A 15,346-nucleotide genomic window follows, 5' to 3' on the forward strand; every position below is an offset into this window, starting at 1 on the left:
CGCCGCGCTCGCCTTTCGGTTGCGGCCCGCGCTGTGCCCAATTCGCCACACCCTCGCAACATTGTGCTGCGACAATTCGTGCCGGAGCGACAGGTCGCGCCGCAGTTAGCGCAGCAGAATCAAACACTAAACATGATAAAAATAGGAAGGTTTTAATCCAGGCCGTCCCGTTTCCCTAAGACATTGGGGTTGCACGACATTTTCTGAGCGCCTAGGGAGCCTGCGTTGCCGCCGTTTCCAAGGGGAATCGGCCTGCCAGCACGAACTGGTGTGAAGAAGAGTGAGCAAGATGGAACTCACCAGGCTACTTCAGAGCTTTGCCGCGCTGCGCCCCCGCATCGAGGCTTTGACGCGCGGCCGTGTCGGCTGCAGCGCAACCGCGGAAGACATCCTCCAGGACACCTGGATCAGGCTGTCCAACGTCCGGCATGACGATTCCATCGACAATCACGCCGCCTTCGCCATGCGGGCTGCCAAGAACGCGGCCATCGGTCATTTCCGCAAGCAGCAGCGGCGCAACGAGATCGACGCCGAGGTCAACGACCTGTTGTGGCAATCGGTCGACGAGATTTCGCCTGAGCGGATCGTGATGGGCCGCGACATGCTGCGCGCCGTCGACGCGGCATTGCAGGACATGCCCGAACGGAGCCGGCGTATTTTCCTGATGAACCGGATCAATGGCGTTTCCCACCGCGAGATCGCGCGCCAGATCGGCATCAGCGAAGAGGCCGTCTACTACCACATCCGGCGTGTGGTCGAGCGCCTGGCCGAGCTTCGCGACAGCCAGGCTTAGTCCTGCGACAACATTTATTTTGCCATGACGCTTAGGCGTGGTGCCGTCTCGCGTGTCTATGATAGCAAGATGGTTGGGGTGCCCGTAGCAAACGGGCACGTGCTGCGTGACTGGCATGGGCAAAGGGCAAGAACGATCCGAGATCGACCGAGGCGTCGCACTTGATGCGCGTGACTGGATCGTTCGGCTGACCGCCGGCAATCTCAGCCGGCAGGAGCTCGACCGGTTCCACGCCTGGCGCGCGCAGTCGCCGGAACATGCGCAGGCATTCGCCCGCGAGAAGGAATTCTGGCAGCTTCTGCAAGGCGTGAACGACGGCAACCCGCCCGTTGCCGTGCCGAAGCTGCGCCGACCCGTCAACCGACGCTCGTTCCTTGTCGGCGGCGCCCTTGCCGCCTCGGTTGCAGCTGTCGCCGCGCCGCGTGTCATCACATGGATGCGTTCGGACTTTGCCACCAGCTCGGGCGAGCAGGCGACGACCACCCTGCCCGACGGCTCGACGATGTTCCTCAACACCAACAGTTCCGTTGCCGTCGATTTCCAGCGTGGCCGACGCCTGGTGAACCTGCTCGCCGGCGAGGCGGAATTCGCCGTCAAGCCGGCCGCCGGCGTGCCGTTCAGCGTCTCGGCGCTTGGCGGCAGCAGCGATGCGGATAGCGGTGTCTATGCGGTGCGCTCGATCGCCGGCGAGGTCACGATCACCGCATCGACGGGAACCGTTTCGGTGACCGGCGGAGATGCCGGCGCTGCCGCCAACTTGGTGTCGCTCGCCCCCGGACAGCAGACCCGCTACCTGAGCGGCGGCGCACCCAAGCCTGCTTCGGATGTCGACCTCGACACAGAGCTCGCCTGGCGCACCGGTCGTGTGGTGTTCGACGCCCGGCCGTTCAGCAGTGCCGTCGCCGAGCTCGGCCGCTACGTTTCCGAACGGCTGGTCGTTGCCACCCATGCGCACGATGCGAGCCCGATCACGGCCGTGTTCCTGACACGCGACGCCCATGCGGCGATCGAGGCCCTGGCACATACCCAGGGGCTTTCGGTGCGCAGGGTTCCCGGTGTCGTCATCGTCATTTCCTGACCCTGACGAACTCGCGCCAACTTATTTCAGAAAAAATGCAGACAGCTCTTTAGGCGGCGGGCCCCGTCGCGCGTCACACCATCGAAGGCGCTCGGTGGATGGGTGCGCCACGCTTTTTGGGGACCAGCATGACGGGCGAGAGCAACAGGGATTTTGGCGGCGCGGCGTCGGGGCGCCTGCTGAGGCGGCTTCTGGTGGGAACGGCGCTGGGCGCAGGCGTGCTGGTGACGTCCGTGCCATACGCTCCCGCCCATGCGCAGTCGGCGCAGATGCACAACATCAACCTGCCGGCGCAGCCGCTGGCGCAGTCGCTGAAGCAGCTTGCTGCGCAGACCGGCCTGCAGATCGCCTTCGGCACCGCCGACATCGGCTCGGCCCGCGCGCCCGCGGTCTCAGGCAACATCTCGGCCGAACAGGCGCTCGGCAGCGTGCTTTCCGGCAGCGGCCTGAACTACCGCTTCACAGGCCCCAACACGGTGTCGATCCAATCGGCGGCGGCAAGCGCTTCGACAGGTGGGCTCAACGTCGCGGCCAACGGCGCGGTCGTCTTGAACACGATCGACGTCAACGCCCAGGGCGGCGAAGGCGGGGTCAATAACGTCCAGATCACAGCGCAAGACCTGGCGCGGAAGAACCCTGTCGACCTGCAGGAAGTGTTTGCCGACGAGCCGAAGGTTGCCGTCGGCAGCTCCCTGCCAATGTCGCAGAAAGTCTATGTCCAGGGCATCGAGGAAACCAACCTCGCGGTGACCGTCGATGGCGCGCGGCAGAACAACAAGGTGTTCCACCACAACGCGACCAACCTGATCGATCCATCGCTGCTCAAGGCCGTCAGCGTCGACGCCGGCGTTGCACCGGCCGATGCCGGACCGGGTGCGCTCGGCGGCGCGATCGCCTACGAGACAAAGGATGCGCGCGACCTGCTCGAGCCGGGCAAGAGCATCGGCGGGCTCGTCACCGGAACCTACGACTTCAACAGCAAGACCTCCACGGTGGGCCTGTCGGCCTATGGCATGGAAGGCGGCTTCGAATATTTCGGCTACCTGAACTTTGCCAAGGGCGACAACTTCACCGCCGGCAATGGCAGCGTCATCGACGGCACCAGCGCCAACCTGCTGAGCGGTCTCGGCAAGGTTGCCTACCAGGCGGAAAGCGGCCATCGCTTCGAGCTGAGCCACGAGCAGCTGCGCGACGACGCTCCGCGGCCGTTCCGTGCGAACATGGGCAAGCTCGTTCCCCCAAAACCCTGGGAACCAGATATTCGCGACTACACGCTCGACCGCAGCAGCACCGTCTTCACCTATACCGATGAGTCGCCCGAGGGCTGGTGGGATCCGAAAGTGGTGATCGCCTATACGAGCGCTCGGGTGGAGACGCTCATCTACCCGAGACCAGTAGCGCCGAGCACCGAGTCGGATACCTATACCGGTGTCGGCAAGACCGAGAGCTTCAACGGCAAGGCGGAAAATCGTTTCGCGCTCGACATGGGCAGCATCACCGCCGGCTTCGATTTCTACAAGGACACCGCCGATCTCGACGACAAGTTCGAACCCGGAACAGAGCATGCAAGCAATGTCGGTCTCTACGCCCAGGCCCGGCTGGAGCCATGGGAGCGGACACGGCTTTCCTTTGGCGCGCGCGGCGACAACCAGTGGTTCGAGGGGGTCTCGGGCGAGAACTGGACCAATGCCGGACTGAGCGGCAACATCTCCGGCGAATACGACCTCGTACCCGATTTCCTGACCGCCAAGGCAGGCTATTCGCATGTCTGGGCCGGCGTGCCGCTGGCGGAAAACTTCAACTTCAATCCGAACTGGGACTATGGCGCCGGGCCGAAGCCGGTAACCTCGGACAACTTCACCGCCGGACTGGTCGCTACCTATCAGGGCTTCACGCTCGAGGGCGGCATTTTCCGCACAGACATCTACGACGCCCGCGCCGCCCTCTACAAGACCACGGCCATCGAGGCCCATGATGTCCGTTCCCAGGGTTTCACGCTCGGCGCCGGCTACGACTGGGGTTCGGGCCACGCCAGGATCAAATACGTCAACATCGACGTCACCATCGATGGCGACCCGGCGGATTCCTACCTCGGCAACTACCTGGTGACGCCAGTCGGCCAGATCTTCACACTGGCGGCAATGCACCGTTTCGACGACTGGGGCGTGACGGTCGGCGGCGACGTCGAGATCGCCCTCGATTACGACAAGGTGCCAGCCGGATCGAAGCAGATCGAGGGGCACGAGGTGGTCAACGTCTTCGTCGAGTACCAGCCGCCATCGAAACCGAACCTGACTTTCCGCGGCGAGGTGAAGAACCTGTTCGACGAGGACTACGCCAGCAGGGCGACCTATGGCCAGGAATTCGGCGACGTCAAACCGCTGCTGGAGCCGGGGCGGTCGTTCCGCCTGAGCGCAACCGCAAAGTTCTGAACCCGGTGGCCACGGGCCTTGTCCGTGGCCACCCCCGTTTGAAATCAACGACGGACAGGGAACGAAACCATGGTTCAATCGTCGGGCACGTTCGAAACCGAACATGGCGCCAAGTACCTGACCCAGCTGTGCAAGCACTTCGCCCACAAGATCGAGGTGTCCCATGGCGATGGGCATGGCGAATGCCATTTCCCGTTCGGCCATGCGGTTCTGGAAGCCGACGGCACCGCGCTGACGATCCGGCTGGACGCGCCCGACGCCGACCAGCTGGCGCGAACCAAGGCAGTCATCGACGACCATCTCGCCCGCTTCGCCTTCCGCGAGCCCGAGCGTGCCATCCAGTGGAGTGCCTAAGGCCAGCCAGCCTTCGTTCTCCGATAAAATCCGTCAGATACCTAGCTGCTGCAAGGCATTCGGTCGGTCCAACCACATGGTGACGACAGATGAAGCCCACGCCGCGGCAGGTTGCCGAACACGCGACATTCCAGAATTTCGCGAACTGCTATGTCCGTGAAATCTCGCCCGGCAGGGTGAGCCAGCACCGGAGCGGCGCGGAGGATCCTGTCGACTGCATCGAGTGGGTTCTGGCAGCCCAGCAACTCGTGCTGCGCGCCGAGTTGGCGTCGCATTCCCGGTGCGGGCCGCACCGTTTCGGGCAGGCCTGGGTCCGCCGGGCGGCCGACGCCGGCTGGCGCCACAGCGAACCGTTCGCCGCACTGCAGCTGCTGCTTCACGAAGCCTACAGGCAATTGCACGACGAACGCAGCGACGCGATGCGCGGCTGCGAACTCGAACTGCTTGGCCGGGCGCTGCAAAGCTACCAACAGACGCTGCGCTACATCGAAGCACATCATGCCAACGCGGACGACGACAGCTTCATCGCGGCAGAACAGTCGCTGGTGTTCGGCCACTCGCTGCACCCGACGCCGAAGAGCCGGCAAGGCATGACTTCGTGGCAGGAACCGAGCTATGCGCCCGAACTGCACGGCAGGTTCCAGCTCGTCTACTTCGCCGCGGATGCCTCTATCGTCAGCCACAAGTCGGCAGCCGCCGAGACCGCGCCGGAGATTATCGCGTCGCTGGCAGGCCCCGAGGGGCTCGAAACGCGGCCCGGCGAGATGCTGCTGCCGATGCACCCGCTGCAGGCCGAAGCGCTGCTGCTCGATGTCGGCGTCCGCGAACTGCAGGCAGCCGGCAAGCTGAGACTGGTCGGTCCCGCCGGCCCGGCTTTCACGGCCACGTCTTCGGTCCGCACGGTCTACAATCAAGACCTGCCATGGATGCTCAAATTCTCGCTGCCGGTCCGCATCACCAATTCGCTCAGGGTCAACAGCCGCAAGGAACTGGAGGCCGGGGTCGCCATGGCCAAGCTGCTCAAGCGCACCGGCATCGGCAGCGAAGATGGCCGCTTCAAGGTGATCGCCGACCCGGCCTACATCACCTTCGATCTGCCCGGCCGCAGCGAAAGCGGCTTCGAGGTGATCCTGCGCGAAAACCCGTTCGTCGCCTGCAAGGGACGCGGCAAGATCACCATCGCAGCACTCACCGCCGAGCCGCTGCCGGGCGAGCAGTCACGACTGGAGCGGATCATCCGGGCTTTGTGCCTGCGCGACGGGACGCATCCGGAGCTGGTCTGCAAGCACTGGTTCCAGCGCTACCTCGACTGCGCGCTCGACCCGCTGGTTTCGCTCTACGACGACTTCGGCCTGGCGCTCGAGGCGCACCAGCAGAACAGCCTGCTCGACGTCAGCCAGGGCTATCCCAGCGCCAGCTACTATCGCGACAACCAGGGTTTTTATCTCTCCAAGCGCTACCGCGCCCGCTTCAGCCTGCATGTGCCGGAGGCGGCCGAGATCGCCTCGCTCTACTATGACGACCGCGACATCCAGGATCGCTTTGCCTACTACCTGATCGTCAACCAGATCTTCTCGGTCGTCGCCCGCATGGGACATGACGGCCTGATCGACGAGGAGGTCCTGCTGCGCTTGCTGCGGGACCGGCTGGAGGTGTTGTCGCGGACGACCAGCGCGGTCGGGCGCGAATTCGTCCGCGGCGTGCTCGACCGCCCGACCGTGGCCTTCAAAGCCAACCTGATGACCCGGCTGTTCGACGTCGACGAGTTGCAGACCAGCAACGAGCGCTCGCTTTACGCCCGCCAGCCCAACCCGCTCTTCGCCGCCATAACCGGCCTCTACCACGGAGATGGCAGTGCCCTTGCCTCTTGACCTGCCAGGCCGCCCCGACGAGCGCGTCATCAGGCAACTGGTCGAGGCCGTGCTGTTCGAAGAGCTTGTCGCGGCAACGATCGCCGACGACGGCGACCAGCTTGCCTTCTCGTGGTCGCATGAGGGCAAGCGCTTTCGCTGCGCCGGCGTTGAAGGTGCGTTCAGCCGCATCCGGATCGCGCCGGGTTCGGTCGAGAGCGAAGATAGCGATGGCACCTGGCGCCCGGCTGCGCTGGACGAGTTGGTCGCCAGCTTGCCGGCATCCGCAGACGACAAGTGCCGGCTGCTCGGCGAGCTGCAGAGCACGCTCGCCCACTGCAGCTGGAACGACCGCAACCTGCGGCACGGCTCGCGCCGCGATCTCGGCTTCGCCGCGCTCGAGAGCGCGCTGCACGAAGGCCATGCGTACCATCCCTGCTTCAAGGCGCGGACGGGTTTCAGCGAAAGCGACCACCGCGACTTCGGCCCCGAAGCGGGTAGCAGCTTCCAGCTCGCCTGGCTGCTGGTGCGGCGCGAAGAGGTAAGCCAGCGCCTGCCAGCAGACGAAGCCGCCTTCTGGACCGCCGAGCTCGGCGCAGAAGGCTTTGCCCAGATCGATCGGCGGCGGGCGGAGCTTGGCCTGAGCTGGGACGAGTTCGCGCTGGTGCCGCTGCATCCGTGGCAGTGGACGGCGCTCAAGGACACGCTGCTTGTGCCTTGGCTGACAGACGAAACGGCCCGTTTCGTCGGCACCGTGGGCGACCGTTACACGGCGAGCCAGTCGATCCGAACGCTGCTCAATGCGGATCGACCCGATGCGGCGAACGTCAAGCTGTCGATGAACATGAGCAACTCGTCGTCGCTGCGTACGATCGAGCCGCATTCGGTGTGCACGGCGCCGGTGATATCGCGCTGGCTGGGCGACATAGTCGCCGGCGACCGGCTGTTCCAGACTGACTATCCGCTGACCGTGCTCGACGAATATGCCGGCATCATCGCCGGCCGCGACGGGAAGCTCGCCGGCCAGCTTGCCGCGATCTGGCGCCGCAGCGTCACCTCGCTACTGGTTGAAGGCGAACAAGCGGTGCCGTTCAACGCGCTGATGGCGATCGAGCACGACGGCAAGCCGTTCATCGACGAGTGGGTCCGCCGCCACGGCTTCCGTGCCTGGCTCGGGCAGCTGCTGCAGGTCGCCATCTTGCCGGTGTGGCACCTGCTGGTCGGGCACGGCATCGCCACCGAGGCGCACGGCCAGAACATGGTGCTCGTCCACCGCGACGGCTGGCCGGTCCGGCTGGTGCTGCGCGACTTCCACGACAGCGTCGAATACGTGCCCGACTTCCTGCGCGAGCCTGGCAAGGCGCCCGACTTCCTGGCGCTCGACCCAGCCTATCGGACGGCGCTTCCTGACCAGTACTACTGGATGGGGGACGTCGAGACGCTCGGCGAGCTGGTGACGGACGCGCTGTTCATCTTCAACCTGGCAGAGATTTCGCACCTGCTGCAGACCCATTACGGACTGCGCGAAGCCGACTTCTGGAAAACGGTCCGGCAGATGCTGTCCGACTACGCCGCCAGCCACGGCCTGACCGCGCGGCAGGCCCAGCTCGGTCTCGCCCGACCCGAGATCGTCGCCGAAGCGCTGCTTGCCCGCAAGCTCAACACCGGCCGTTCGAGCCACGTCGTTTCCAACACCCTTTCCACCCCCGACGCCTGAAGGGAAAATCGATGCTCCAGATCGACGACAGGTACTATGACCGACAGAAGTTCGAGCAATTGGTAGCGGAGAACGCCGACAAGGCCGGCCTCGAGGCGAATGCGTGCTATGCGGTCTGCTTCAGCGATACCGCCGGCTGGCTGGCGCTGTTCTTCGCCATCCGCAACATCGGCGCCAGCGTCTTCCCTATCCATCCGGCAACGCCGCACGCCGCGGCGCGCCGGCTGGCCGTCGCCGCAGGCTGCCATGCGCTGTACTTCAACAGTCTCGAAGCGGAGACGCTGTCGACCGAGATCGAGCCGGCTTCGCAGGGCCAGCTGCTGCAGATGAGCTCCGGCACCACAGGCGCGCCGAAATGCATCGCCCGCGGCTGGGCCGAGATCGACGCCGAGGTGGCGAGCTATGTCACGACATTCCGCCAGCCCGAGGAGATGACGCCGGTCATCGCCTGCCCGACAACCCATTCCTACGGTTTGATCTGCGGCATACTGGTGGCGCACAAGCGCGGTCGCACGCCCGTCGTCGTCGACGCCGGCAATCCGAAGTACCTGCTGCGGACGTTGCGCGACATCAAGCGGCCATTGCTCTACTCGTCACCTGCAGTGCTGCACACGCTGGCGCGCCTGATGCCCGAAGGCGAGAAGCTGCACGCGGCGATGACATCGGGCACGGTGCTGCCCGAGCCATGGTTCGCGCGCATCCGGGCCCACACAACACATCTGTTCCAGCAATATGGCTGCTCTGAAACGGGCTGCATCGCAGTCAATCCCAACGTCACCGACGCCGCCGACATGGGCTTCGTGCTGCCGCATCACAGCGTCGCCTGCAGCAACAACGCGGTGGCACCGTCCGAAGTGATCGTCAGCGGCCCCAACGGTGAGGTTGCCACCCGCGACCTCGGCTATTTCAGGCCCGACGGCATGCTGGTGTTCGTCTCCCGGCTCGACGACACCATCAACGTTTCCGGCCTCAACGTCTATCCCAGGGAAGTCGAGGACGTGGTGATGTCGATGCCCGCCGTCACCGACGCTGTCGCCTTCCGCAAGGCGGACACCCTGGCGGGCGAGCGGGTCGGCCTGCTGTTCAGCGCCAGCGAACGGCTGGACGGTCCAACCGTGCGGCAATGGTGCGCCCAGAACCTCGCCAGCCACCAGCTGCCGATGGAAATCGTCCAGGTCGATGCGATCCCGCGCCAGGCCAACGGCAAGATCAGCCGCCGCGAGGTGGCGGCGCAGCATGCCGCGGGACAGTTCACGGCATCGGCCGCGGAGGTTGCAGCATGAACACCGAACAGGTCATCGAAGCGATCGGCACCGTGCTGCGCGATCATATGAACCATGCCCATCTCGACCGCTTCGGACCCGAGGCGCGGCTCAACGAAGACCTCTATCTCGACTCGGTGCTGATCCTCGAGATCTTCCTCAGCCTCGAGCTGGAATTCGGCCTGCCGGCACCGGAGGAGGCGATCAACCGCCAGGACATCGAGACGGTGTGGGAACTGGCGCAGCTGTTCACCGGCGATGCCAGCGTCGCTGCCGCGCGTCCCGAGCCGGCCGGCGAGGGCGTGCACGGCGAGGACTACATCGACATCAAGGTACACTGCTTCGTCAGCAGCGTCTGCGACGCGCTGAAACGCTCGGGGATCGACCAGCGGCCGTTCTATTTCAGCGTCTGGGACGCCGGCTTCGCCATCAACGAGCGCTGGCAGCTGGCCTATCACGACAAGTCGATCAACCACGACTTCTTCCGCGTCTGGTATGAGCGGATCTACGGCGTGACCATGCATGAATGGTACGACCCGGAACGGTCGAAGGACCAGAACATCGTCACCATGCTCGATCTGCTCGAGCGCAAGCGCGACAGCGAATATCTGATGGTGATGCTCGACCTGTTCCACCTGCCGGAGCGGGAGAACAAGTTCAACCAGAACCCGTTCCCGCACTATCTGATGATCGAAAAGACCGGCGATCCGAAGATCTGGCAGGTCAACGACCCCGACTTCCGCTGGGAAGGCCAGATCGCCCGCGACAAGGTCATCCACGCCATCCGCCAGCCGACCGTCGGCGGCGGCTACATCTTCGATCGGCTGGAGGCGCAGAAACCCGCCGCCGCCGACTTGCGCGACTTCTTCCTCGCCTGCTACCGGCCCGACCACAATCCGCTGGTCGACGGCGTGCGTCGCATCGTTACCGCCCATCTCGAAGGCCGAGACGGGGCGGAGCTCGCCGATCTCGGCGCAGCACTTCGCGAGGTGCCCGTCATCTCGATCCGCAAATACGCCTACGAGCACGGCTTCGCCTTTTTCTGGCGCGAGATGAAGCTGGCCAATGCAGACTTCGACCACTGGTGCGACGAGATCGAGCGGGTGATCCAGGACTTCAAGGCGCTGCACTATGCCGTCATGAAGCTGGCCCAGACCGGCGACCGCAGCCTGGCCGACGACGTCTTCCGCCGCCTCGACACGCTGGACGGTCTGGAGAAGCGGATCAAGGCCCAGCTTGGCGAGGCCTTCGAGGCTTGGTGCGCGACAAAGGGCATCCCGCACACAATTCCCGCCGAACTACCGGGAGCAGCCGAATGAAGATCTCGCTCTGCACCATCACCTTCCGCCACCATCTCGCTTCGCTCGAGGACATCGCCAGGTGGGCCCGCGCTAACGACTTCCAGGGCATCGAGATGTGGGGCGTGCATGCCCGCAACCTCGCCTACCAGCCGCATCGCGACGCCGACTGGCTTGCCGAGCTCGGGCTCTATGTGCCGATGGTGAGCGACTACCTGCCGCTCGACGGCGATGCAGAGGCGCTGCGAAAGAAGACCGTCGACCTGTGCCGCCTCGCCCGGCACTGGCGGGCCGGCAAGATCCGCACCTTTGCCGGCAGCCGCGGCAGCCGCGACACGCCCGCCGACGTCAGGCGCATCATCACCGCACGACTGCGCGAGATGTCGGAGATCGCGGCCGATTTCGACCTCGACCTGCTGGCCGAAACGCATCCGGGCACGCTTGCGGACTGCGGCTCGTCGACGCTCCGGCTGGTTGCCGAGGTCGACCACCCGGCATTCAAGCTCAATTTCGACACGCTGCATGTCTGGGAGGGCGGGGACGACCCGGTCGCCGCCCATGCCGCGATGCGGCCGCACATCCGCCACTACCACCTCAAGAACGTGCGCTCGCGCGCCGACCTCCGGGTGTTCGAACCAGCCAATGTCTATGCCGCTGCCGGAAGCCGCGAAGGCATGACGCCGCTGTTCGACGGCAAGGTCGACTATCAGCGCTTCCTCGGCCAGCTGCGCGACGACCCGGCGGTCGAAGCCTCGCTCGAATGGTTCGGCAACGATTGCTTCAATGTCCTGCGCAGCGACCGACAGGCAATAAAGCGCCTCAGAAGTCGGGATGAAGTCTTGTTGCGCACCGGTAGCTTCTGATATGTGCCAAAGAAGAGTATTTTGCGAAGGTTTTATGAACCCGACGCCGACGGCACAAGACGGAGACACGAGATGAAGTATGTTCGGCTGCTGGCCAACCTTGCAGCTGCGCTGGCGATCGCCACCGCACCTGCCATGGCCGTGGAAATCACCACCGCGACCGGACAGAAGACCATCGACAAGGTGCCGGCCAAGGTCGCTGTCTACGACATCGCCGCGATCGACACCCTGACCCGACTCGGCGTCCAGCCGGCAGGCGTCCCCGACAAGCTGTTCGTGCCCGAACTGGCCGATGTCGCCAAGGGCGCCACGGTCGTCGGCACCCTGTTCGAGCCGGATCTCGAGGCATTGAACGCGCTTGCGCCCGATCTGGTGATCGTCGGCGGCCGTTCGTCGACTCAGGTCGAGGCGACGTCGCGCGTTGCGCCGACCATCGACATGACCATGGCTGGAGACGATCTCGTGGCCCAGGCCAAGGCGCGCCTCGCCGCCTATGGCGACCTCTTCGCCAAGCCCGACGAGGCCGCCGCCGCCGCCAAGGAGCTGGACGCCGCCGTCGAAGCCGCCAGGCAGGCCGTCAAGGGCAAAGGCAAGGCGCTGATCCTGATGACCAACGGCCCGAAGATCACCGCCTACGGCCCGGGTTCGCGCTTCGGCTGGGTGCACAAGACGCTCGACCTCGAGCCGGCCGTCGCCGATGTCGAGACGGCGACCCATGGCGAGGCGATCTCGTTCGAATTCATCAGCAAGGCCAACCCGGACTGGCTGCTCGTGCTCGACCGCGCCGCGGCCATCGGCTCGGGCGACCAGGGCGCCAAGGCCACGCTCGACAACGAACTGGTGGCGCAGACGACCGCCTGGAAGAAGGGGCAGGTGATCTTCCTGCCGTCGCCCGACTTCTACATCGCCGCCGGCGGCGTACAGTCGACGCACCGCGTCCTTTCGACCATAGAACAAGCTTTCGCCAAGGCGAAGTGATGGCCGCGGCAGTGCCCAACGCCCAGCTGGTGGTCGCCACCAGCCTCGTCGGGCTGTTTGCGCTGAGCCTGTGCATCGGCGTCGACGACCTGTCGCTGGACAGGATCGCAACCGGTGCAGGGGCGCTGGAACTTCTGCTCGTCAGCCGCCTGCCGAGGACGGTGGCCGTGGTGCTCACCGGCGCGGGACTGGCCATTGCCGGGCTCGTGCTGCAGATACTGGTTCGCAACCGCTTCGTCGAACCCATCACCACCGGCACGGGCCAAAGTGCCGCCCTCGGCGTGCTCGCGGTGACGCTGCTGTTTCCAACAGCATCGATCGGGGCGAAGACCCTCGCGGCGAGTGCGACCGCGCTGGCCGGCACGTCGATCTTCCTTGGCATCGCCCACCGGCTGCCGCCGACGCAGCCATTCCTCATCCCGCTGTTCGGCCTCGTTTATGGCGGCGTCATCGGGGCTGCGGTAACCTTCATCGCCTGGCAGACCGACCTGCTGCAATATGTCGACGTCTGGACCAACGGCGAATTCTCCGGCGTCCTGCGCGGCCGCTACGAGCTCTTGTGGATCACAGCGGTAATGGTGGCGCTGGCCTGGTGGGTGGCCGACCGGCTGACCATCGCCGCGATGGGCCGCGAGGTCAGCGTCGGGCTCGGCCTCAACTACCAGCGCATCGTGCAGTTCGGCCTCGTCATGGTGGCAGTGATTTCGTCGCTCGCCGTCGTGGTCGTCGGCATGATCCCGTTTGTCGGGCTGGTGGTGCCGAACCTCGTCTCCCGCCTGATGGGCGACAATTTGAAAAGCGCCCTGCCCTGGGTGGCGGTCACCGGCGCAACGCTGCTGCTGGCCTGCGACATCATCGGCCGCCTCATCCGCTACCCCTATGAAATTCCCGTCGGCACCGTGCTCGGCGTCGTCGGCTCGGGGCTGTTCCTGTGGATCCTGTTCGGGCGGGCCCAGCGTGCCTGACAAGCGGCTTCTGATCCTCGCCGCCGTGGCGCTGGCCGTGGCGGCCGCCTTCATGACCGTCGGCTTGCGCGGCAATATCGGCTTTGCGCTCGAACTGCGCGCGGTACGCCTGCTAACGCTGATACAGGTCGGCGTGGCGATCGCGATCTCGACCGTGGTGTTCCAGACAGTGACGGCGAACCGGGTGCTGACGCCGCAGATCATGGGGCTGGACGCGCTCTACCTGTTCGGCCAGATGGCGCTGGTGCTGACGCTCGGCAGCGTCGGCTATGTCGCGCTCGACCCGCGGCTGAAATTCGCCGGCGAGTCGGTGCTGATGATGGCGATGGCGCTGATGCTGTTCCTGCCTATGCTGCGCCGGCGCTTCGACATCGGGCTGCTGCTTCTCACCGGCGTGGTGCTCGGCGTGCTGTTCCGCAGCCTCGCCATGCTGGTGGCGCGGGTAATCGACCCCAACGAATTCGCCGTCGTCCAGGGTTCGAGCTTCGCCGATTTCAACACCGTGCGGCCGGATCTGGTCGCCATCGGCCTGGTCGTGACGATTGTCGCCGGTGCCATCATCTGGCGGCTGCGCCACATGCTCGACATCGTCGCCCTTGGCGCCGACAGCGCCACAGGTCTCGGCGTCGACTGGACCCGGGCACTCGCCGGCCTGCTGCTGCTGGTCGCAGCACTGGTGGCGGTATCGACGGCGCTGGTCGGACCGGTGACGTTCTTCGGGCTGCTGGTCGTGGCGCTTGCCGAGCGCATCATCGACAGCCGGCGGCACCGGCTGCTGCTGCCGGCGGCGATGCTGACGGCGATCATCGTGCTGCTCGGCGGCCAGATGGTACTTCAGCACATGCTGGGGGGTGCGGCCACGCTCGGCGTCGTCATCGAATTCGTGGGAGGCCTCGTGTTCCTGGCCATGCTGATCACAACGAGCAAGCGATGATCGAGATCAAGAATATTTCGCTGCGCCTCGGCGACACGCAAATCCTGGAGGATGTGTCGCTGACCATGCCGAAGGGCGGACTGACGGCGCTCGTCGGGCCGAACGGCGCCGGCAAGTCGAGCCTGCTGTCGCTCATCGCCCGGCTGCAGCCGCTGCAAAGCGGGTCCATCTCCGTTGACGGCCTACCGGTGGACACGACGCCGAGCCGCCGACTGGCGAAGACGCTCGCCATCCTGCGCCAGGACCCCGCCGTGGCGAGCCGGCTCAAGGTGCGCGAACTCGTCGGCTTCGGCCGCTTCCCGCATCAGCGCGGCCGCATCGACGACAACGACCTGAGGCTGATCGAGGCGGCGTTGCAGCAGTTCGGTCTGACCGATCTTGCCGACCGCTTCCTCGACCATTTGTCGGGCGGCCAGCGTCAGCGCGCCATGGTCGCCATGGCCTTCTGCCAGGGCACCGACTACATGCTGCTCGACGAACCGCTGAACAATCTCGACATGCTGTTTGCCCGCCAGCTGATGCGCGACCTGCGCGCCGCCGCCGACAAGGACAAGCGCACGGTCATCGTTGTTCTGCACGACATCAACCACGCCGCCGTCTATGCCGACCGCATCGTGGCAATGAAGGCCGGGCGCATCGTCGCCGACGGCGCCCCGGCCGAGGTGCTGCAGCCCGACGTGCTGGCCCAGGTCTTCGGCTATGACATGGACGTCATCGACGTCGGCGGCGCACCGCTAGTGCTGCACCACCGCTAGCTAGGTCCGGGATTTACCGCGCGGCGCGATGGAAGGGGACGGCGACCGGCCCCTCCTCAATCCGCTC

13 protein-coding genes are annotated in these 15,346 nt (G+C 65.4%); all 13 read left to right on the top strand.

The genetic code is table 11. The annotated features are described in order from the left end of the window. The first annotated feature begins 289 nt into the window (after window positions 1-289). The 13 genes from GGQ99_RS15355 (at window position 290) to GGQ99_RS15415 (ending at window position 15,279) form a co-directional block, all read left to right on the top strand. Entirely contained in the window at window positions 290-793 is a 504-nt protein-coding gene (locus tag GGQ99_RS15355; RefSeq protein WP_183263212.1) for an RNA polymerase sigma factor, read from the top strand. A 115-nt stretch (window positions 794-908) separates the two neighbouring features. Continuing rightward, entirely contained in the window at window positions 909-1,871 is a 963-nt protein-coding gene (locus tag GGQ99_RS15360; protein WP_183263213.1) for a FecR family protein, read from the top strand. 128 nt (window positions 1,872-1,999) lie between these two features. Continuing rightward, window positions 2,000-4,303, top strand: a complete 2,304-nt coding sequence (locus tag GGQ99_RS15365; protein ID WP_183263214.1) for a TonB-dependent receptor — start codon at window positions 2,000-2,002, stop codon at window positions 4,301-4,303. Between the two features lie 69 nt (window positions 4,304-4,372). Further along, window positions 4,373-4,657, top strand: coding sequence for a DUF2218 domain-containing protein (locus GGQ99_RS15370; protein WP_108605930.1), 285 nt, complete (start codon window positions 4,373-4,375; stop codon window positions 4,655-4,657). Between the two features lie 89 nt (window positions 4,658-4,746). Next, window positions 4,747-6,528 carry an IucA/IucC family protein gene (locus tag GGQ99_RS15375; RefSeq protein ID WP_183263215.1) on the top strand — a complete coding sequence of 594 codons (1,782 nt, stop codon included), beginning with the start codon at window positions 4,747-4,749 and terminating at the stop codon, window positions 6,526-6,528. Continuing rightward, window positions 6,512-8,224: an IucA/IucC family protein gene (locus tag GGQ99_RS15380; RefSeq protein ID WP_183263216.1), complete on the top strand. Its 1,713-nt coding sequence runs from the start codon at window positions 6,512-6,514 to the stop codon at window positions 8,222-8,224. The genes GGQ99_RS15375 and GGQ99_RS15380 overlap by 17 nt, the downstream gene beginning before the upstream one ends. Before the next feature lie 11 nt (window positions 8,225-8,235). Continuing rightward, window positions 8,236-9,507: an AMP-binding protein gene (locus GGQ99_RS15385; RefSeq protein ID WP_183263217.1), complete on the top strand. Its 1,272-nt coding sequence runs from the start codon at window positions 8,236-8,238 to the stop codon at window positions 9,505-9,507. Then, window positions 9,504-10,805 (top strand): DUF6005 family protein, encoded by a 1,302-nt coding sequence (locus GGQ99_RS15390; RefSeq protein WP_183263218.1) that lies wholly within the window; start codon window positions 9,504-9,506, stop codon window positions 10,803-10,805. Before GGQ99_RS15385 ends, GGQ99_RS15390 begins: the two co-directional genes overlap by 4 nt. After that, window positions 10,802-11,647 (top strand): sugar phosphate isomerase/epimerase family protein, encoded by an 846-nt coding sequence (locus tag GGQ99_RS15395; RefSeq protein WP_183263219.1) that lies wholly within the window; start codon window positions 10,802-10,804, stop codon window positions 11,645-11,647. The genes GGQ99_RS15390 and GGQ99_RS15395 overlap by 4 nt, the downstream gene beginning before the upstream one ends. Before the next feature lie 72 nt (window positions 11,648-11,719). Continuing rightward, window positions 11,720-12,625: a siderophore ABC transporter substrate-binding protein gene (locus tag GGQ99_RS15400; RefSeq protein WP_183263220.1), complete on the top strand. Its 906-nt coding sequence runs from the start codon at window positions 11,720-11,722 to the stop codon at window positions 12,623-12,625. Beyond that, entirely contained in the window at window positions 12,625-13,590 is a 966-nt protein-coding gene (locus tag GGQ99_RS15405) for an ABC transporter permease (protein WP_183263221.1), read from the top strand. Before GGQ99_RS15400 ends, GGQ99_RS15405 begins: the two co-directional genes overlap by 1 nt. Next, window positions 13,583-14,524: an iron chelate uptake ABC transporter family permease subunit gene (locus GGQ99_RS15410; protein ID WP_183263222.1), complete on the top strand. Its 942-nt coding sequence runs from the start codon at window positions 13,583-13,585 to the stop codon at window positions 14,522-14,524. Before GGQ99_RS15405 ends, GGQ99_RS15410 begins: the two co-directional genes overlap by 8 nt. Continuing rightward, the gene (locus GGQ99_RS15415; protein ID WP_183263223.1) at window positions 14,521-15,279 is read left to right on the top strand and encodes an iron ABC transporter ATP-binding protein; all 759 of its coding nucleotides are present in this window, start codon (window positions 14,521-14,523) and stop codon (window positions 15,277-15,279) included. Before GGQ99_RS15410 ends, GGQ99_RS15415 begins: the two co-directional genes overlap by 4 nt. Window positions 15,280-15,346: the final 67 nt, after the last annotated feature.

This window comes from Aminobacter niigataensis, from assembly GCF_014200015.1.
Lineage (GTDB): Bacteria > Pseudomonadota > Alphaproteobacteria > Rhizobiales > Rhizobiaceae > Aminobacter > Aminobacter niigataensis.